15 protein-coding genes are annotated in these 21,452 nt (G+C 48.9%); 13 read left to right on the forward strand and 2 right to left on the reverse strand.

What is annotated here, in order from left to right:
• The first annotated feature begins 11 nt into the window (after nucleotides 1-11).
• From IEX62_RS06480 to IEX62_RS06525, 10 genes are all read left to right on the forward strand, one after another.
• The gene (locus IEX62_RS06480; RefSeq protein ID WP_188774635.1) at nucleotides 12-839 is read left to right on the forward strand and encodes an ABC transporter ATP-binding protein; all 828 of its coding nucleotides are present in this window, start codon (nucleotides 12-14) and stop codon (nucleotides 837-839) included.
• The gene (locus tag IEX62_RS06485) at nucleotides 802-1,590 is read left to right on the forward strand and encodes an IucA/IucC family C-terminal-domain containing protein (protein ID WP_188775029.1); all 789 of its coding nucleotides are present in this window, start codon (nucleotides 802-804) and stop codon (nucleotides 1,588-1,590) included. Before IEX62_RS06480 ends, IEX62_RS06485 begins: the two co-directional genes overlap by 38 nt.
• Nucleotides 1,591-2,067: 477 nt before the next feature.
• Entirely contained in the window at nucleotides 2,068-3,144 is a 1,077-nt protein-coding gene (locus IEX62_RS06490; RefSeq protein ID WP_188774636.1) for an ATP-grasp domain-containing protein, read from the forward strand.
• Complete coding sequence (locus IEX62_RS06495; protein ID WP_188774637.1) at nucleotides 3,122-4,474, forward strand: diaminobutyrate--2-oxoglutarate transaminase; 1,353 nt, start codon at nucleotides 3,122-3,124, stop codon at nucleotides 4,472-4,474. Before IEX62_RS06490 ends, IEX62_RS06495 begins: the two co-directional genes overlap by 23 nt.
• Nucleotides 4,471-5,919, forward strand: coding sequence for an MFS transporter (locus IEX62_RS06500; protein ID WP_229685653.1), 1,449 nt, complete (start codon nucleotides 4,471-4,473; stop codon nucleotides 5,917-5,919). The genes IEX62_RS06495 and IEX62_RS06500 overlap by 4 nt, the downstream gene beginning before the upstream one ends.
• Nucleotides 5,873-7,753 carry an IucA/IucC family protein gene (locus IEX62_RS06505; RefSeq protein ID WP_188774638.1) on the forward strand — a complete coding sequence of 627 codons (1,881 nt, stop codon included), beginning with the start codon at nucleotides 5,873-5,875 and terminating at the stop codon, nucleotides 7,751-7,753. The genes IEX62_RS06500 and IEX62_RS06505 overlap by 47 nt, the downstream gene beginning before the upstream one ends.
• A gap of 6 nt (nucleotides 7,754-7,759) precedes the next feature.
• Nucleotides 7,760-9,547 carry an IucA/IucC family protein gene (locus IEX62_RS06510; RefSeq protein WP_229685654.1) on the forward strand — a complete coding sequence of 596 codons (1,788 nt, stop codon included), beginning with the start codon at nucleotides 7,760-7,762 and terminating at the stop codon, nucleotides 9,545-9,547.
• Complete coding sequence (locus IEX62_RS06515) at nucleotides 9,544-10,335, forward strand: HpcH/HpaI aldolase family protein (RefSeq protein ID WP_188774639.1); 792 nt, start codon at nucleotides 9,544-9,546, stop codon at nucleotides 10,333-10,335. The genes IEX62_RS06510 and IEX62_RS06515 overlap by 4 nt, the downstream gene beginning before the upstream one ends.
• Nucleotides 10,332-11,672 (forward strand): type III PLP-dependent enzyme, encoded by a 1,341-nt coding sequence (locus IEX62_RS06520; protein ID WP_188774640.1) that lies wholly within the window; start codon nucleotides 10,332-10,334, stop codon nucleotides 11,670-11,672. The genes IEX62_RS06515 and IEX62_RS06520 overlap by 4 nt, the downstream gene beginning before the upstream one ends.
• Entirely contained in the window at nucleotides 11,617-13,482 is a 1,866-nt protein-coding gene (locus tag IEX62_RS06525; protein ID WP_229685655.1) for an IucA/IucC family protein, read from the forward strand. The genes IEX62_RS06520 and IEX62_RS06525 overlap by 56 nt, the downstream gene beginning before the upstream one ends.
• A 207-nt stretch (nucleotides 13,483-13,689) precedes the next feature.
• Here the strand turns inward: IEX62_RS06525 and exlX are convergent, their stop codons facing one another.
• On the reverse strand, nucleotides 13,690-14,370 hold the full coding sequence (gene exlX, locus IEX62_RS06530; protein ID WP_373289108.1) for an expansin ExlX: 681 nt from the start codon (nucleotides 14,368-14,370) through the stop codon (nucleotides 13,690-13,692).
• A 292-nt stretch (nucleotides 14,371-14,662) separates the two neighbouring features.
• Here exlX and IEX62_RS06535 point away from each other — a divergent pair, with 292 nt between their 5' ends.
• Complete coding sequence (locus IEX62_RS06535) at nucleotides 14,663-18,520, forward strand: DUF8508 domain-containing protein (RefSeq protein ID WP_188774641.1); 3,858 nt, start codon at nucleotides 14,663-14,665, stop codon at nucleotides 18,518-18,520.
• 357 nt (nucleotides 18,521-18,877) lie between these two features.
• On the opposite strand, the gene IEX62_RS06540 is transcribed toward IEX62_RS06535, so the two are convergent.
• Entirely contained in the window at nucleotides 18,878-20,260 is a 1,383-nt protein-coding gene (locus IEX62_RS06540; protein WP_188774642.1) for a stalk domain-containing protein, read from the reverse strand.
• A gap of 272 nt (nucleotides 20,261-20,532) precedes the next feature.
• Here IEX62_RS06540 and IEX62_RS06545 point away from each other — a divergent pair, with 272 nt between their 5' ends.
• Nucleotides 20,533-20,781 carry a hypothetical protein gene (locus IEX62_RS06545; protein ID WP_188774643.1) on the forward strand — a complete coding sequence of 83 codons (249 nt, stop codon included), beginning with the start codon at nucleotides 20,533-20,535 and terminating at the stop codon, nucleotides 20,779-20,781.
• A 204-nt stretch (nucleotides 20,782-20,985) separates the two neighbouring features.
• Nucleotides 20,986-21,357, forward strand: a complete 372-nt coding sequence (locus IEX62_RS06550) for a hypothetical protein (RefSeq protein WP_188774644.1) — start codon at nucleotides 20,986-20,988, stop codon at nucleotides 21,355-21,357.
• Nucleotides 21,358-21,452 lie beyond the last annotated feature (95 nt).

Here is a 21,452-nt window from a genome sequence, read left to right on the forward strand (position 1 = left end):
GATGCCCCATCATGAGCATACTGGAAGCAAAAGAGCTTACTGTAACCTATGGACAGGCGCCTGTTATTGAAAATCTGAATCTGACCATTCCCACCGGACAGATTACCGTACTCATCGGCAGCAATGGCTGTGGCAAATCCACATTGCTACGTACCATGGCACGATTACTCAAATCACGTTCAGGCTCTGTCCTGCTGGATGGGCAAGATATTGCCCATCTACCGACCAAGGAAGTATCGCGCCGCATGTCTATTTTGCCACAGGGACCTTCTGCACCAGAAGGTCTAACGGTGAATCAGCTTGTCCGTCAGGGACGTTATCCGCATCAGGGCTGGCTCAAGCAGTGGTCACGTGAAGATGAACAGATGGTACAGCGAGCGCTCGATGCGACGAATCTAAGCTCGCTGGCAGATCGTCCAGTTGATGCACTTTCCGGTGGTCAGCGTCAGCGTGCATGGATCGCGATGACACTTGCGCAGGGCACTGAAACGCTACTGCTGGATGAGCCAACCACGTATCTGGATATGGCGCATCAGATCGAGATTCTCGATCTGCTATTCGAGCTGAATGAGCAGGAGGGACGCACGATTGTAATGGTGCTCCACGATCTGAATCTGGCATGTCGTTATGCTCACCATATCGTCGCTGTCCAAAATCGTACGATCTTCGCGCAGGGTAAGCCAGAGGATATTATTAATCAGGAGCTGGTTCGTAATGTATTCCATATGGAATGCGAGATTTCATTCGATCCATTATTTGGCACACCATTATGTATTCCGCATGGAAAGGGGAGACGTGTGAATGGTCAACACAAGGGCTATAGTCACATCGCTAGATGAGCATGAGCTAGATATACTACAACAGAGCTACCGTCTCGCTACGAGTCCTTCGAAGCATCGTGAGCTGTCGATCAATTGTAAGGACTTACTTGATCCCGAGCTTGCTATGCCCTTTTTGCAAAAAGTGGGTGCCTTCTGGGAGACCGATTCGATGACCGCAACCGTTTCACTCTTCGCTAAGCGTTATGCCTATTTGACGATTGCTGCGGGACTATATGCGATGTCTCGCTACAATAAGGGGCTTGATCTGAGTCTGGCTAATAGCTCGCTGGAGTCCTATTTACAGGGCGAAGCGTGGCTACCGAAAGCGCTACTAGTGAATCAAGAGACCAGCTCTCCAAGCGCTGGGAGACGTGATGAATGGCGCGATGAAATCGTACAGCAGATGTTCGCAGGTAACCTTGCACCCGTATGGGCAGCGCTGTCGAAGATGGCAGGCGTTAGCCAGGCAGTGCTATGGGAAAATACTGCGATCTATGTGTACTGGCTATACGAAAATCAGTTTCCAGATGGTGCAAGTAAAGAAGAGCGTCAGCAGATTGAGGCAGATTACCGCTATCTCGTGCAGGAGGCACCTCCACATCTGTTTGCTCAGCGTAGCAATCCATTGAAAAAGTTCGATTCTCCAAAGCGGACTACTGCTGTATCCGATACACCTATTCGTGTACGCAAAACCTGCTGCTTGTATTATCTGGCAGCAGATGAACCCGATGATTATTGCCCAACCTGTCCGAAGCTAAAGCATGGTTAATCGTTCCATCATGCTGTTGGTGTTCTGTATGGAAGGGAAGAGCTATAGAGAGCTGGAGCATTAAAAGTGTCTGAAATATGGGGTTAATCCGCTAATTCCATATTTTAGACACGATTCTTCATTCAAAAGAAGAGTAGGACAATCTAACAAAAAATAAATTGAATCTTATATGTTCACATATTATTTATTATGTAAACTAAAGCGAAGATCTCGAATTTTTAATTCTCCATATTCAATTCACCATCCTTATCCTTCCTCGATCACTTCAAACCCGTTTACTTTCTAGCATGAATCCATTCAAATAAACCCTTTGTTTTTCCTTACATATCCACTGTTCTCATTGTTCCCCAGCATTTTCTCTTTTTTTACCTAAAAAGTTGGTTGTTGACAACGATAAGCATTGTCCTTTAAGATAGGTATCGAATAAATGATATTGATAATCATTATCATTTTTTTGAAACTGGAGGAGGATATTGCGTGTTTCTGAATCAGATGCAAAACCTGCAAAATCGGCTTATTGCAGCTAGAGCGCAGGAGATGGGCATCGCCTGTGAATTGCTTATTCCAGGCTGTGAGGATTTTCTCCGTTTAACCCAAAATGGGCAAACGATTATCATTAACAAAACACGTTCTCACCGTCTTCCGTTGTTAGCCGGACTGCTCGCGAAGGATAAGCAAGCATCCAATCTGCTGCTAGAGCAGCGCGGATTGCCTGTACCACCTTATACAGTAGTGACTGAGGTGGATGAAGCGATCGCTTTTGTAGAGCAATTGCCATTAGAGCATCGCTCGGTCGTAGTGAAGCCGCTCGATGCAAGTCGCAGTGATGGCGTAACACTGGATGTACGAACGAAGGAACAGCTTATCACAGCGATGAAGCATGCAGGATCATTCAGTCGCCAGATTATGCTACAGCAGTATGTAGCCGGGCTGGATTATCGTGTACTGGTCATCGATGGGAAGGTCGAAGCTGTGACGTGCTACCGTCCTGTGGAGCTGATCGGGGATGGTCATTCTACAATCAGTGAGCTTATCGCAGCACTTAATGCACATCGCATAACCCAAACTCCGATAGGCGAGCTTGAGCAATGGGCCGCAATCGAAACGGAAAATAGTTCGGTTAATAAGGAGTTGAAGCGTCAGGGGTACAATTCCATAGATATTCCGTCAGCAGGTCAATCCTTATCGTTATATGCTACGGAAAATATGGAAGCCGGGGCGATTCGCGAATTGTATTCCGACTGTACGGATGATATTTGTCGGCAAAATATCGAGCTGTGTATCGCAGCAGCGAAAGCGCTAGGAATCGATGTTGCTGGCATTGATATACGCTGTCAGGATATTGCACGTCCACTTACGTTAGAGCAGGGCGGCATTCTGGAGGTTAACGCTTTACCGGACATGATTAATCATGTGTATCCGTACGAAGGGCAATCACGTGATGTGGTTGGCTCGTATCTGAATTATTTATTTGCTACGCAAAAGGAGCCTGTACGAACAGGAACCTATACACAAAGGAGCGTCGATTACGATGTCACTGGAAATCCAAAGTGAATATTTAAAGCTACAGGAGCAAAAGGAATCGAATGCGAGGGCATATCCACGCCATTTCCCGCTGGTGATCAGCAAGGCGAAGGGCATGATCGTCACGGATACCGAGGGACGTCAATATTATGATTGCCTGGCAGGTGCAGGCACACTGGCGCTGGGACATAATCCGGATGTGGTTGTTGACGCGATTCGTGAGATGCTGGATCAGCAAATTCCTTTACATACACTTGATCTGGCTACGCCGCTCAAGCTTGCTTTTATGGAGGAGCTATTTTCCTTATTACCTGAACCGATGCGCGATCATGCCAAAATTCAATTTTGCGGCCCCACAGGAGCAGATGCGGTAGAGGCAGCGATCAAGCTGGTCAAAACGGCTACGGGTGGACGTTCTATTTTGGCATTTCACGGTAGCTATCACGGCTCCACCCAGGCAACGATAGCGATGAGCGGTAATCTGAGCAAGAAGCAGCATCTGCAAAGTCTACTGCCAGATGTTCATTTTCTACCTTTTCCTTATGAATATCGCTGCCCGTTCGGTGTTGGTGGTGAGATGACAGCCAAGCTAAGTGCACAATATATCGAAAATCTACTGGATGACTGTGAGAGCGGTATTGTGGCTCCATGTGGTGTGATCGTGGAAACGGTACAGGGAGAAGGTGGTGCGATTCCTGCACAGCTCGAATGGTTACGTGAGCTACGCCGTATTACAGCAGAGCGCGGCATTCCACTGATTATCGATGAGGTGCAAACAGGATTTGGACGTACGGGACGAATGTTTTCATTTGAGCATGCAGGCATCGTACCGGATGTGATCATCTGCTCCAAAGCGGTCGGTGGAAGTCTGCCGATGTCGGTCATTCTTTATAAGGAAGAGCTGGATCGCTGGCAACCAGGTGCACATACGGGTACCTTCCGTGGCAATCAGATGGCCATGGCAACCGGGCTGGCTACCCTTCGCTATTTGCGCGAGCAGCGTGTACTGGACAATGTACAGCAGCGTAGTCAACAAATGATGACTCGTCTTCGCTCGCTACAAGCGATGATCCCGGCGATTGGCGATGTACGCGGTCGTGGCTTGATGATCGGTGTAGAAATGGTAGAGCCTTCGGAGACGCCTGATCGACTGGGACATTTTCCAGCGAGTGGACGCATGGCGGAAGCGGTGCAACGTCGCTGCTTTGCTAATGGCATGATTATTGAGGTCGGTGGACGCCATTCTTCCGTTCTACGCTTCCTGCCGCCGCTAGTCATTACAGAGCAGGAAACGGAAACGGTTCTGCGCATTTTCGAGCGTTCGCTCCATGAAGCGCTGGCAGAGCTGACGGAGCAATGAGCCAGCCCAAAGGACTGGGGCAGTATGCGGTACTGGGCTCCATTCTGATCGGTGCATTTTCACTCGTATTAACGAATAGTGCCTTCAATGTACTGCTGCCTTATTTTGTGACCTATTATGGTATCTCTACCCTGACTGGCGGCTGGATCATTGCACTTTATATGCTGGCGATGACGCTGACGATGCCTGTAGCCTCTTTAATCGTCGATCGTCTGGGGCGTAAGCGTACGTATATGCTTGGCATTGTACTCTATGGCGTCTCATCGATTGCTGGCGCGCTCTTGTATGAGCATGTAGCGGTGTTACTGCTGGTACGCTTCATTCATGGTGCCGCTGCCGGGCTGATGATTCCGCTCTCGCTCGTATTGCTATTTGATAACTATGGCACAGAGGTCAGAGGGCGTATTACAGGGGCATGGGGAATGTTGCTCATGATTGCACCAGCGGTTGGGCCAACGCTGGGCGGTCTGATTATTCAATTCGGCCGTCTGGATGTACTGTTCTGGCTCAATGTGCCCTTTGCGATTTGCGCGTTATTCTGGTGTGGACGTTATATTCGCCCGTATGTGCCAGCACAGCGTAAGCAGATTCGAATAAGCAGTATTAGCTTGATGATCGGCGGTATCGCCAGTCTGAGTCTGGGCATTCAGCTATATTCGTCCACACTCGTACCTGTCGCCTTCGCATGGATGCTATTCGTGCTTGGTGTGCTGCTGCTCATTGGCTTTGTACGCCTGGAAAATAGTCGGCAGGAGCCGATGATTCGCTACAATCTGCTAAAAAGCAATCCGGTATTTGCATGGAGTGTACTCGTGTCAACGATTCAGGATTGTGTGATGTTTGGAGCGATTTTTGCCTTACCGTTACTTTTTCAAAATGTGTTCGGATTGTCTCCGTCGGTATCCGGGCTTATGTTTCTGCCGGGAGCGATTACAACCAGTCTGTTCATGTGGATCGGCGGCAATTGGTTTGATCGCGGGCAGAATAAGCGATTTATCGCCTGGGGAACGGTCGTTGTTGTACTGGCGCTAGGGAGCTTTGTTTTCCTTCCACAAAGCACAGGTATCGTGATACTCATCCTGTTAATGGCGTGCCGCGGTGCGGGTATGGGCTTGTCCGGTATGAGTGTATCGGCGCTTGGCTTGCAGGCTTTGCCAGAAGAAGATATGCATGAAGGCTCAGCGCTTGCTACGACGCTTCAGCGGCTGATTTCTTCCTTTGCATTAATCATATTGACGTTATTTTATGACGGGCGCTGGCAGATGCTGACAGGGGCTGGCTATGCTACACCAACAGCGCAATGGATGGCATTACGCGAGGTATTTGTCATTTTGGGAGCAGTATTGCTGGTGACGTTACCTGTCATTTTATCTATAACAAGAAAGAAGGTTGGCATCATTGCTGAACACAACAGGCTTGAAGACCAGAAGCAGCCAACAGCCTGACGCGCTGCTGCAAGCCGAGAAGCATACATGCAAGCTACTGCTAAACTGCTATATTCGTGAGCTTCGTCCGGAGCGACCGACCGAGATTACAGTAGACTCGCAGCAACAGATCCTACGGGTCGATTTCCCGGTAAGCCGCAAGAGCTTGCACGCACAGCTTGCGTATTATTCGGCGACTGGCGAGCATGAATATCGCTCAATCTCATGGATGCCATATACACAGCCGTACGGGCAGAAGCTACCTGCTACGACAGAAACTGAATCGGATACGACGCAGATGCAGGCTCAGGGGAGCGATCATACACAGCTACTGGATGCGATCATAGCGGAGCTGAATAACGGAGAGCAGGTGACAGGCGAGCGTGCGGCACAATTTCAGCAACGGGTAGAGAATAGTCTGCATCATACGGCGCTTTATATGGAGCACGCGACTCGTTACGGTAAGACGCTCACGGACTATCGGAGCTCTGAGCAGGCGCTGATTGTGGGGCATCCATTTCATCCTTTTCCAAAAAGCACCCTTGGCTTCAGCCGAGAGGATGTACAGAAGTACAGTCCAGAGCTAGGCAGTGCATACGCATTGTGTTATGTAGCGATCAGAAGGGATTGCTATCACCAGGAGTGGGCAGTGGAGCAGTATCGTCAGCAGATTGAAGTGCAGCTTCGTAAGCAGTTATTGCGTGCAGAAGCAGGATCACAGGATCGTATGCTGACCCATTGGCTCCAAGACGAGCAGTATGAGCTGCTTCCTATGCATCCGTGGCAATATGGCTATATTCAGACGCTACCGATCGTGCGGCAGTATATCGATGATCGTAAGCTAATTCTACTCGGACAATGCGGGCCGCTTGCTTATCCGACTTCCTCGGTACGAACGGTATTTTTACCCGAGCTACATTGTAATATCAAGCTTTCGTTGCATGTGGGCATTACCAATCTGATCCGTACCAATAGTGAGGAGCAAATGACGCGTACACTCGCAGCAACGCAGTATGTGCTGGAGCAGCAATGCTTTGCCGATGAGCCCTACACGCATATTGCATGTGAAATGGGCATTGCGACCTGTCGCTTTAATTCGGATCAATGGACAAGCTTGTTCACGGTTGCTTATCGACCGATTGAATTTGATACATCATGTACCTATGTATTGTCTGCGCTGGTTGAATCGGTGCGACCTGGAGCGCCATCTCAGCTATATGAGCTGTTGCATAATATAGCGAAGTTAGAGGCGAACGCTGGGAATGAGCATACGATGCAGAATGAGCGTATGGCACAGAATGGTAATCGTTCAAGTTCATCCCAGCAATTAAGCGATATACGTAGAATTGCAGAGCGCTGGCTACGTCTGTATTTGGAGCGCTCGTTACTACCGATTATGCGCGCCGCTGAACAGCTAGGTATTCACTTTGAAGCGCATCTGCAAAATACACTGGTGACGCTCAAGGACAACTGGCCTCATCATTTTATCATTCGGGACCTGGAGGGCGTGAGTGTAGAGCGCCGTATGCAGCGACCTGGGGCTGGCGACGATATTTTGTTTTATACGAGCGAAGCGGCACGTGCGCGCACCGCTTATTATTTTATCGTGAATCATCTCGGCTCTCTTTTACATGTGCTGGCACGGGATACCGGCTGTGATGAGCAGGAGTACTGGCAATTGGCGAGAGCGTTATTGGCAGAAGAATTGGAGCGTTCGGAGCATCCATTTATTCGTGAAATACTGCAAGCAGATGGATTCCAGGCGAAGCAGAATCTACGAAGCTGTCTGCAAGGACATGGCGATGCGCCAGCGTATGTGCAAGTACGCAATATGCTAAAACAAACAGGAGAGTGACCATCGATGGGAACAAGCGGAATGATTGAAATTAAGCCACAGCTGAACAGCTCAGCGTACGATCGAGTACAGGAGCGAATTATGCGTCAGACGTTGGAGGCGCTCTGGTTTGAAGGGATTTTGCCTTATGAGCAGGGGGGAACGGTCTGGAAAACGGAAGGCACAGCTGCAAATGGTGACACGGTAACGTATCGCTGTCAGGCAGCAGAGAAGCTGTCGTTTGGACGGATTCGCATTCAGCCGGGAACGATCCAGCGTGAATCGGAGCCCTGTCATGATGTGCATCTGTTCCTGAATGAGCTGGTGAGCCAGCGTCTGGAGGGTGAGCGTATTCAGCCATTTATTCAGGAGTTGCTGGAGACGCTTGCCAAGGACAGTCAGTGTCAGGCTTCGCTAAATGACCAAATTCCAGAGCAGGATCAGCATTATGAAGCACTGGAAAGTCATATGACAGATGGACATCCCTATCATCCAAGCTACAAGTCCAGACTGGGCTTCTCCTTGCATGATAATGCGGCATACGGGCCGGAATTCAATCCAGAAGTGCGATTATACTGGGTTGCTGTACATAAGGAATGGGCGGACACTGCGGTATCGAATGGCTTTGAGGTTGAAGCGTTATATGCACAGCATCTGAGTACACAGGACTATGAACGTTTTAACGGGCAAATCAAGGCGTATGGTGATCCACAGCAATATGTGCTGCTGCCCCTTCATCCGTGGCAATGGGAGCATCGCATCGAGCCAGTATTCACGCGGCAACGATTCAATGGTGAGCTCATTCCACTTGGTGAAAGTGAAGCGACGTACCGTCCGCAGCAATCGATTCGTTCGTTATCGAATCGGAATGTAGCCGATGCGCCGTATATCAAGCTCGCACTGCATATGACGAACACATCCACCAGTCGCATTTTGGCTCATCATACGACGCAAAATGCGCCACTGATCAGTGACTGGCTCACTCGTCTGGTACAGCAGGATACGTTATTGCAGGCGCAAGGCTTTGATCTTTTACGTGAAATGCTAGGTGTGTCGTTCCGCTATACTGAGCTGCCTGCACTGCAATACGGTGAAGCGTACGGCTCACTTGGTACGATCTGGCGTGAAAATATAGCTGGCAAGCTAAGCGATCAGGAGCAGGCATGGCCACTGAATGCGGTATCGCTGGTTCAGCCCAACGGTGAACCTTTCGCTGCACGCGCCATTGCTCGGCATGGAGTAGAAGTATGGAGTAAAGCGCTGGTCAAAGCCGTGGTACTACCGATCATTCATCTTCTGTATGCACACGGCATCGCACTGGAATCCCATGCGCAAAATATTATTCTTGTACTTGAAAATGACTTGCCTAAGCGCATCATCGTTAAGGATCTGCATGATGGCGTGCGCTATGTACCCGAGCAGCTGCTCTATCCAGAGCAAGCACCAGAGCTGCACCCGATTCCTGAAACGCATCGCAAGTTCAACCGCTATTCCTTCATCCATGCGGAAAGTGTTGCTGAGGTGAGGGACTATACGTACGATGCATTTTTCTTTATTTGTATGACCGATCTGGCATTTACGCTGGAACGCTTTGGGCTGTCAGAAGCAGCATTCTGGAAGCTGTGTACCGATACGATTACAGACTACCAGCAACAGCATCCAGAGTATGAGGCTCGCTATAAGGATTATGATCTGTTTGCACCGGATGCGCTAATTGAGGAAATGACCAAGCGCAGACTGTACGGCGATAGTGAGCTATATTTCCGCAGCGTAAGCAATCCGCTACAGCTTGCTAGAGATGGGAAACTCGGATGAAGCGGCACAATGACAGTGACGCTACAATGATGGAGCGTATTCATAGCGGGCAACCCGTATTCGGATTGTTCGTCTCCATTCCGCATCCGATTATCATCGAAATGATTGGAGCAGCGGAGTATGACTTTGTCATTATAGATTGTGAGCATACGACCACTGGATTGGAAGTTGTAGAGGAGATGGTGCGTGCAGCAGAGCTAGTAGGTATCACCCCACTTGTACGCGTCGCCACACTGGAACGAACGGAAATTCTTCGTTTACTCGATTGCGGAGTGAAAGGCATTGTAATTCCTCATGTGGAGGATGTACAGCAGATCGATGAAGTGGTACGTCATGCTTATTATCATCCGATTGGACAGCGTAGTCTGAATAGTGGACGCGCAGGATCATTTGCCAAATATAGCCTACAGGATTATATCGTACAGGCGAATGAGTCGATCATGATCGTGCCGATGATTGAAAGTATCGCAGGGGTACGAGCAAGTCAGGAGATTCTAGCACATCCGCAGGTATCGTTCGTGCTGGAGGGTGCGGCGGATTTGTCGCAATCGCTTGGCGTGCCATGGCAAACCGAGCATCCCGACGTACAGGCTGCACTGGCAGAGCTACATCATATCGCTGTGCAAAGTCAGGTTCCGTACGCTACGGTAGCACGCGGCGAAGCGGACATGGTGCGCTGGTCGCGTGAGGGAGTACGTATCTTCGTGCTTGGAGATGATCGCAATACAGCTTTTCGGGCGTATTGGAATAAACGTAATCTGTATCGGACATCAGGAGGTTGGAAATGAAGCAAACCGTAAGCGATATGCTAAGCAACATTGTCGAAGCGACAACTGAACCGGTATGTGCCTATATTTATGATCTGGCAGGCATACGTCAGCAGGTGCGTCAGATGCTGACGGCATTGCCACAGCGCACTTCTTTATTTTACGCGATTAAAGCTAACCCGGATGTACGCATTATTGAAGCATTGTTGCCGCTCGTAGGTGGATTCGAGGTCGCTTCCATCGGTGAACTGCTCAAGGTACGCAGTGTAAGTCGTGATGTGCCTATTCTGTTCGGCGGCCCTGGGAAAAAGGAGCATGAGCTGGAGCAAGCGATTGAGCAAAATGTCTATGCGCTGCACGTAGAGAGTCTACTGGAGCTACGACGGATTATCTATATTATGCAAAAGCGTCATGAGCTGGCGGCTGGAGCGGAGCGCTTGACTACAGCATCTGCTGAGGACGATGCAAATGAAATGGCTATGCCTTCACCCGTACGTATTTTGCTACGGATCAACCTGCACGCGGCATCTCTGCCGCAGACAGCGATCACGATGGGCGGTAAGGCAACACCATTCGGATTGGATGAGCATCTACTCGATGAAGCGATGCAGATTATTCAGCAGGAGGGAGCTGGCTTTGTACGATTAAGCGGCTTTCATTTCCATTCACTATCCAACAATCATGATGCAGCATTGCATGCGGATATGGTCGAGCTGTATCTAACCCGTGCGGCAGAGTGGAAGGAGCGTTATGGTCTGGAGCGTTTGGAGCTGGTTAATGCTGGCGGTGGATTGGGCGTGTCTTATGATGAAGCAACGCCGGATTTTGACTGGCAAGCCTTTACTGCACGAATTGCAGCAAGTGCGGCTCATGCGGCACTACCTGAGACAAGGCTGATCTTCGAGCCGGGACGTCTGATCGTAGCCGATCATGGCTATTATGCCGCAGAGATTATCGATCTCAAGGAATCGCATGGTGAGCAGTTTGCCGTTCTGCGCGGCGGTACGCATCATAACCGTTTACCTGCCTCGTGGGGGCATAATCATCCGTTTGAAATCTACGCTACAGATCGCTGGCATTATCCGTGGCAACGTTCGGAATGGATGCACAGCCGCGTTTCTCTAGTCGGTGAGCTATGCACGCCTAAGGATCGTCTTCATACCCACGGTGAGGTTGAGCGTATTCGTGTCGGGGATATCGCTGTTTTCCAGCAGTCTGGTGCGTATTGCTGGACGATCTCGCACCATGATTTCCTCGGACATCCGCATCCTCGGTTTTATTATATTACGGAAGGACGTGACGATGAGCATGTCATCACAGACGATCACCATCAAGCGATCGGGCAAAGTAGCCGCTAAACGGCAAATTTTGCAGGATCTGATCAACGCATTTTTAACCGAAGAGCTGTTAACTGAGCCGCATACACAGATTACACGCTGGGAAGAGATGTCGGACGAGCAGCGGTCAGAGTATGAGGAAAAGAATCCAGCGACATCGGCAGATGCTAATGCGGAAGGCTGGCTATATCAGATCGGAAATATGAGCTTGCGTGTCGTTCCAAGTATTCGGCTGGGACGCCAGTGGTTGGCTGGCTCTTCTATCTATCATCAGACAGCCAACGGTATAGAGCGGATCGATGAGCCTGCGCAGATCGCACAGTATATTTTGCAGCATGTGCTTGAAGCCGAAGCGTATGCTCAGTCAGGCGTAGCCGAATTTATTACAGGTATCGACACTGCGACACGCCAGCTTGCACTTGCACTGGAAACGGAATCCTTGCAGCGATTACAACAGCTAAACCCCGATTCAGCATATGAATGGTTTATTGCAGGTGAACAGATTGCTGCCCTGCGAGATCGCCCATTTCATCCATCATCCAAAGCGAAAACAGGTTTTAGCGAACAGGATTGTCTGCACTATGCAGCAGAATTTGGACAGGCGATCAAGCTACGCTGGCTCGCTCTGCGCAATGAAGTCGTGCAAGCAGGCATCAGCGACCCGGTTCATTCCTGTCTGGAGCTTCTTGTACCAGAGGATCGTCATCTTTTGGAAACGGAATGTCGGGAGCGCGGGCTGGATAGTGATGCCTATACACTTATCCCCGTTCATCCATGGCAGCTGGAGCATATTATCTTACCTCGATACACGGCTGAGTTGGATAATGGCGATGTAGTTGTACTCCGAGCTAAGGCAGGGGATATGCTTGCTACATCCTCCCTGCGCTCGATGGCGCCACAGCAACCAAGCAAGGCTATGCTCAAGCTGCCAGTAAGCGTATTGTCGCTTGGCGCTGCTCGTTATCTGCCTGTCGTGAAGCTGTTAAATGGTCTATCTGGTGAACGCATGCTCCGCCAGGCAGTAGCCTGTGATGAGCAGCTCAAAGAGCGCGTCTATCTCTGTCAGGAAAATCACTGGTGGGGCTATATGCCGACGGATATGGGATTATTCGATGATCATCCACGCCATCTTGCGGTGCAGCTCCGGCTCTATCCACAGGAGCTACTCGATGATTCGATACGTATCCTTCCCATGGCAGCACTCGGTGTTGAGTTGGAGGGTACTCATCTATTCAACCGCCTGCTGGGTAAGACTCCTACTGAAAATGAGGTGCTACAGCTGTATACCGATATAGCTGAGCTATTCTATGATGTCGTCATGCGTTTGTTCAAAGTCGGGGTTGTCCCTGAAATTCACGGTCAAAACTGCTGTATCGTATGGAAGAAGGATCGCCCCGCTGCCTTGCTATTCCGTGATCATGATTCGGTGCGATTACATCCACCTTACACCGAACAGCATGGAATCGAAGATCCGCGATATCATATTCGGCCGGGTTATTCCAATAGCCTGTACAACGAAACGCTGGAAAAGCTTATTTTCTACGTGCAATCGCTCGGAACCCAGGTGAATCTTGCCTCAATTATGGAGTCGATCGCTAACGTGTATGGAATCGATGAGCAACATCTATGGCAAATTACCGAATCAGCATGGAAGCAAGCGCTGGCAACGGTTGAACTACCAGAGGCAGACCGCAAGCTACTGTATCGCATTATTTTCGAAGCCGAGCAGTGGCCGACCAAGCTGATTGTACGCCCATTGCTGGAGGCAGATGGTGTACCTGGGGCGATGCCTTCTGGTAAAGGATATGGACATAATCCATTTCGTCGTTAGAGCAGTAGGGATAGGGATGCGGAGAGAGTATAGAGAGTACGGAGTGTTAGTTTATATACAGATATGATAAAAAAGCGAGGCAGATCATGACATCTGCCTCGCTTTTGTGTGGTGTGTGGTTTCATGTGGGACTTCGTATGCGGCTTCGAAGGAATCGAGAGATAGAGTTGCTACGCTATCCATTCACTCGCCATCTGTTCCATGCGATCAATCCGGGAATTGTACCTTTCCAGGTACGATATATGCGTCTGATCCACCGCTGGATGGAAGAGCAGGGATCGTATCTGTTACCGAGATACCCCGAATGTCGGTAATACGTACTTTCAGTGGCTGGTTGCCGAGCTGTTCACCGAGGAAATGGTTATAGTCCATCTTTTGCAGGTTGAGCCAGCTACCGTTCTTCTGCACTTCCAGCTTCATGACTGGATACTTGTGGTTGCGTACCTGTATCGCTGCCCACCACTGGGAACTGCCTTCCTTGATACGATAGCTAAAATTGCCTGTAATCGGTGCCTTGACTACCTTCCAGGAAATGTTGATCTTGCCATCGCTGACATTACCGATTTTGGCAAATGCATTCGGGGATAGATCCAGTGCACCGCTCGGTGCTCCAGGGTACAGATCGGTTACATACACAACGGTTTTACCTTTTGGCCCGGTCACTTCCAGATAAGCGCCTGCCAGTGCCGCTTTTACACCGCCATAATTCATCTGGGTAGGATTGAGCGCTGTGATCTCCATATTGGCTGGAATCGGATCAAGTAGCACCGCACCACCGGAATAGCCAGAGCTCGTATAGGTTGCATAGCCCTGATATGTATCGTTCCATGCTGCTGAAGCGGGAAGCGCGAACAATACGACGCTCAGCATCGCAGTCATGCCGAGCATGCTCCATTTGGATCTTGGTTTTCTTTTCATTTCACATCAACCTCCAGTATGAATGTTGTATTACATCTGTTATGCGAAGAAATTTCCTTTAATAGTCTATAATAAATTCCATATAAATACAATTATATTTAAATATAACAAAAAGGAAGGTTATAGGCGGTTTTCTATGATTCATCGTATTCAGGCTAAAAGCCCTACAGCTTATTTTACGTCTGCCTCATTCCAGCTTGATAAATTTGTGATATTTTAAAATCATAACTATATTTATTCAAAAATTGGAGGAATACAAACGATGAGGAGTTGGAAAAAGAAAGCTAGTGCGAGTCTCGCTGTTAGCCTGCTAACGGCTTCGATCTTGCCTATGCCGGGTCATGCACTGCATGCTGCGGAGGTAGAGACCGTCGCACCTGCGAACACAACGACAAGTACGATTGTCGATCAACAGACTACAGGTCATGTACACGCTACCTTTCAGACTGCATTATCCAGCGCATCCGTACAAAATGATACGTATGCGATTACAACAGCACGTGCGCAAGCCATTGGCAGCACCGTAACCGTACAAGGTGTCGTTACATACCGAGAGGACACAGGCAACAATTATAGCAATCTGTACATTCAGGATGGACAGGCTGGCATCGTTATCCGTGGACAGGCATTCACTGCACAGGCTGGCGATACGATTCAAGTCACTGGTAAGCTAGGCGCATATCAGAAGCTTCTGCAAATCGCCGCTACCTCCAGCAATGTCGAGACCATTCAATCTGGCACTGTGCCTCAGCCGAAGACCATCGATTCCTCCGGCTTTGCTACGGGCAATCCGAATGAAGCTACGCTCGTTAAAGTGTCTCAAGTACACGTAGATAGCGTATCCGGTAATCGGTATACACTTTCCGATGCCAATGGAACCTTTGTCGTATACACCACCAATGCATGGCTCAAATCTGGCTATACCTATACCTCCATCACTGGAGTCATCACGCGTTATCAGGATACATATCAGCTGCTCCCACGCTCTACAAGCGATATTGAGGGTGGCGACCAGGCTCCACCTTCCGGACAGGAGCCATTACGATTAACGATTAATCAAATTCAAGGCACCGCACAAACGTCTACTTATGCCGAACAACAGGTACAGGGTGTCGAAGGCATCGTTACGATGGTCAAAAGCCGTTCTAGCTTTTATATGCAGATGCCCGATGAGCTCGCAGACAATGATCCGCGCACATCTGAGGGTATTCTAGTCTATCGATCCGCTCATGGTGTGAAACCGGGAGATCGCGTCCAGGTAGATGGAGGTGTGAAGGAATATCGGGAGACTGGCTACGCAGATGCCGCTGATCTGACGACAACAGAAATTGCCGCTTCCTCGATCAAGGTGCTAGCAGAGAATCAGCCGCTTCCAGCGCCTACGATTATTGGCTCGGGTGGACGTAGCATTCCAGAGCAGATTGCTTCGGTGGATGGTAAAGCTCAATTTGACCCTGCACAATATAGCATCGACTTTTATGAAAGTCTGGAAGGGATGCGGGTACAGCTGAATGATGCCGATATTATCGGGCCTTACACGTATGAGATTCCAGTGACGGTCGATGCAGCACGTCATGCACGTCGTACACCAGCAGGCGGCTTGATCATTACCGATGGAGATTTCAATTCAGATCGATTACTTATTGCAAGCAAGCCGAGTCAGCCGATCAAGACCGGAGACCGCTTCAATGGTACGATTACAGGTATTATGAGCTATAGCTACAGCAATTTTAAAATCCTGCCAGATCAGCCGTTGCCCCCGGTTCAGGACGGAGGCTGGAAGCGCGAGGTGTCGCAGCTGCAAAATGGGCCGCAACAGCTCACTATCGCTTCATTTAACGTAGAAAACTTCTGGAACGATCCAGTAGCGACAGATAAAACGCAAAAGATTGCTCGTGATGTTGTCGACAATCTGCATACGCCGGATATTCTCGCATTGATGGAGGTTCAGGACAATAACGGTGCAACCGATGATGGCACAACGGACGCGAGTCAGAACTTTGAGGCGCTAATCGCTGCCATTCAAGCAGCAGGTGGATCAACCTATCGCTATGCTAGCATCGCCCCGATCAACAATCAGGATGGCGGAGCCCCTGGCGGTAATATTCGGGTCGGATTCCTATATAATCCGCAGCGTATCACCTTACCTGTAGCACCGGGCGGTGCAGGCGATTCCGTAACCGCAGTGACGTATGGAACGACAGGCTTGAGCGTTAATCCGGGTAGAATCGATCCGGGTAATGTCGCTTTCGAATCTTCACGCAAGTCGCTGGCAGCGCAGTTCGTCTTTAACGGTCAGTCCGTGATCGTCATTGCGAATCACTTCAACTCCAAGGGCGGCGATCAGGCGCTATATGGTGCAGCACAGCCTCCAGTACGCAGCAGCGAGATTCAGCGTGCTCGTCAGGCAGCCGTACTCAATAATTTTGTAAAGGACACCCTTGCTCAGAATAGCAATGCGAATATCGTACTCGTCGGTGACTTTAATGATTTTCAATTTTCCAACACATTTAACATTTTAAAAGGCAAAGAATTGACGAATCTGGTGGATACCTTACCCGTCAATGAGCGCTATTCCTATGTATACGAGGGCAATTCTCAAACGCTGGATCATGTGCTAATGACCTCGCAGCTGGCAGCACGCGCGCAGCTGGATATCGTGCATATCAATTCCGACTTTATGGAAGAGGATGGACGTGTCAGCGATCATGATCCACTACTAACGCGCATCGACTTTACACCGAATTCAGACTCCAAAGACAAGGATAAGGATCGCGGTACCACAACTACTCCAGGTACGAATACCAATACAGACACGGCGCCATCCGGTAGTGCAGGTACAGCACCGATAACGCCAACAGCTAGCTCAGAACCTGTTGCGCAGGGCGTATCGGAAAATGGACAGCTCGCTCGCTGGACACTTACTCCGGAGCTACAGCAGGAAGGTAATCGCATGGTAGCTACCAGTGTGATTGATGCCGCAGCAGCACAGCGTATGCTGAATAATACAGCAACGACATTACAGCTTGATCTGCAAGCAACATCAGCTGTGAATAGCTTCCAGTTGCACATTCAGCAAGCAGCAGGTGTCGCCTTAACCAGTCAAAGTCAGCTACAGCAGATTACAATAAATACGCCGCTCGGACAGTATCATTTGCCAGCTAGTTTAGTTAAGCAAGCACTCACCGATGAACAAACGGTGGAGCTGGAAATTTCATCTGATCCTACAGCTGTTCAAGAGGCGCAAGCAGCGGGTTACACGCCTTACACCGCCGTAGCCTATACGATCAATACAATCGCTGCCAATGGTAATAAAACGGCTGTACGTGAGCTTGGGCAATATGTAAAACGCACCATCGCCTCCAATGCCATTCAAACGGGTCAACGAATCGCTGTCATGCGTGTAGAACAAAACGGCACAGGCAAGGCGCAATACACACCTGTACCGTTTTCCATCCAATCGGGCCAGATTACGCTGCTTAGTAACACCAATAGTAGCTATATCGCACTTCGTGCAGAGGAGCCTGACTTTATGGATATGCAGGGACACTGGGCTCAAGCTGTAGTACAGCAGTTGCGCGACACAGGCGTAATTCAGGGACAGAGCAATACACAATTCACGCCAACAGCGGGCGTAACCCGAGCTGAGTTCGCTGCTATGCTCACACGTGCACTGGGTGTATCCACTCTGGCAAATGTAAATGTAAGCTCTAGCTCGAATACTAGCTTCGCAGATGTACCTGTATCTGCATGGTATGCAAGCTCCGTTCAAGCAGCCAGCAATGCAGGCTGGATCAAGGGCGATGAGAAAGGGAATTTCCGTCCTAATGCCCAGGTAACCCGTCAGGAAATGGCTGTCATGCTGCAACGCGCATGGAGCGATGTCATGACTAACACTAACAATACCAGCACCCATACAGGCAATAGCAAAACATCATCTCAACGACTTACTGATACAGCAACTATTGCAAGCTGGGCACTACCAGCAGTCCAGCAATTAGTCACAGCGGGGCTGATCGAAGGCAACGCAGAAGCCCGCTTCCAGCCTACACGCTCTCTAAGACGCGCCGAAAGCGCAGCCGTCATTAGCCGCCTCATTAACGAGATTACTCGTTCTTGATGCAAGGATGCAGGGATATGTTGTAATCCTAGAAACGGTCGATCCGTTCCATTGATTTTGAAGATCAGGTTGTATCATGAAGTAAGCTTACTAAGCATTAGACGGTCTACATTATAAAATGCTTTCTATCAAAATAGCCTGCCTCCGTACTGCATCGGAGGCAGGCTATTGATTTTTACGTAGTAAAATATTTTACAGCGTACAAGGGGAGTACTCTGGCATTTACTTCTACTATATAGAACCCTGCGTGATACCAGATTCCGTACACATATTCATCCGCATATTTATTTCCACAATGATAGCAGCAATCATCATAAAATTCCCCGTATATTCCTGACACAATCCATTAACAAGCCATTATAGCTTCATTACAGCGATCGAAGCTCCAATGCCCGGCACATTCGGATTATTCACTCCACGCGGCAGATCAAAGTTACTAATATACAGTGTATTCCCAACAAACGAAACACTTGCCGGAAACTCTAGTGGCCCTGCATTGTCGTTATGCGCAACATCCGTTACCTGACCATCCATCGTGACCTTCACAATCGCGTTGCGTTCATTGGCAGCGATATAGATCTGACCATCTGGTCCAAGTGTCAGCCCATCCGCGCCATATAGCAATGGGCTTTTGGCGATCGTTTCGGCTGCACTGAGCTTTCCATCCATTTGTATCACAAAGCGATTCACCTCGCCTGAGCTAGTATTACTCGTGTAGATCGCGCCATCGGTATCGATCGCGATCCCATTGACAACAATCTGCTGCTCGGCACGCTCAGCAGTCAGACCAGTCGCATACGTCTGTACCTGACCACCAGCCGTCACCGCGTAGAGATTACCTGTCGCTCCACCTGTCACATATAAGGTGCCATCCTGTGCAAAGGCAAGCCCATTGGCACCCGCCACACCACTGGCAAAGGTTTCTACTTTGGAGCCGTCAAATGGTTCTCCCGTCAGATCAGCTGCATTTACCTTGAAAATAACACCCTCATCGCCGCCACTGGCAATATATAGATTCCCCGTCGTATCGAGTGCCATACCTGTGCCTGTACGCGGAAGTACGGTTAATATCGTTGAAGCACCTGTTGTTGCGTCGATGCGATATAGTTCTCGCGTATCCATGTCGGCGGTGAACACATAGCGCTCATTGGCAACAACGCCTTCGATGCGTGTACCCGTTGTTTGCTCGGGCTTGAGATCGGTCAATATCGTAACCGATAATAGATCAGCATACGTGTTATCGGTCACCGTATTTGTACTACCTTCCGTAGTGCTTTCTCCCGTACTCATGCCTGTACCAGGAGTAGAAGGAGATACGCTATCGTCGGTGTTCTTTTTCACCTGAACAATGCGAGTAGAAGAGTTATAGTGTACACCATAACCCAATTGCTGAAATGCAGAACGAACCGGGATTAATACTTCTCCTGACGTAACAACTAGAGCAGTTGGAGACGTGCTGGATAGATCGTTTGTGCGGGTAAACGTGACACTTTTCTCGCCAAGCGTGAGTGTAAGTATCCCCGTCTGCTCATTCCAATCCGTCTCAGCTCCTAATTGTCCCGCTATAGTCTCAAAAGGCACATACAGACGGTGATTCAGTGTAAAGCCCTCGATGCCAACAGCTTTACCATCGACCGTCATGTTCATATCGGTTTCCATTGGGGCTGCCCCGCTAACTGAGGGCAAAAACACAAGTCCGCTAGCAAGTACACATGCTGCCAAAGCTTTGTTTCTCATCATTCTGATTTCCCCTTTCCCGTTTGAATGTGGCTAATGAGCCTTTGTCCATATTCCACAGCAGTCAGTTCGATTCCTTTCCTGTAGCGCGATAAAAATGGATAAGCATAATATATTTTTACTTTTTATGTATATTTATACATGGAAATAAGCATCATCTACATCTAGAGGCTGAGATGAATCGTTTATAACTCATTCCCAAAGCTGATTTATTTCTCGATTGACTGTATTAAAATGAGACCAAGCCATATATTCCTGAACAGGAGGGAATTCAATTGAAGAACATAGCGAAGCAGAATTATATACTTACACATACATCGCAACAACCACTATCGCAATATCGTGCAGGTGCGGAAGAACGGATCTCTTGCTTTTTCTATACATGGACACCGGAGGGAACAAGTATGGAGCAAACCAATGAACTGGATGAATCAATGGTAATGAGTGCCGAGGAGCAGCAGCGTCAGATTGATGAAGAGCTGGAATACTTAAATTCGTGGGATCGTGTACTGGAATGGCTGTAATGGCATGGATCATGAACTCGTTATGGGCAAGTTAAGCGGTCATTTTCCACATTGTGCATTCATAACTGCCTAAAGCGGTTAATGGGTACTATAGCTCTGTATGGGGTCTATATATCACTCGACAACAGAGCATCTTGCAGTCTGTAGATGAACATCTGCTAGTCTTGGACATTTCTACATGCTGCGCACAAGGAGGCTATACACATGAACTTTAACCTGAATAATCTCAAAGATATGCTTACTGGCAAAGAAGGTAATAAGGAAGGCGGCAATGGATCATCCGGCGGTATTATGGATATGATCAGCAAGCTGCCACTTGATCAGATCATTCAAAAGCTGCCGCTGGATAAGCTGTTAACGCCAGAATTTATGCAAAAATATACACCATTTCAATCGATCGGCGAGCTGCTGCAAAAGGCAGGTCTGGGTACAAGCACCGATTCCGCTGACAAGGTGAAGGAAGTACCTAAAGATCAGCTAGATACCCATGTAAGTCAAAATACACAATTCGGATCACTCCAGCAAATGCTACAAAAAGCCGCAGAGTTTTATGCTTCTCGCAAAGGCGGGCAGTAAGCAGTATAAGACCTGTTGATCGAGTTCAACTATACGCATCAGATGGTCTAACGATACTCGATTATTCATTCACTAATGAGCACCGCTTTGATTAT

The sequence above is a fragment of the Paenibacillus hunanensis genome (assembly GCF_014645615.1).
Taxonomy (GTDB): Bacteria; Bacillota; Bacilli; order Paenibacillales; family Paenibacillaceae; genus Saccharibacillus; species Saccharibacillus hunanensis.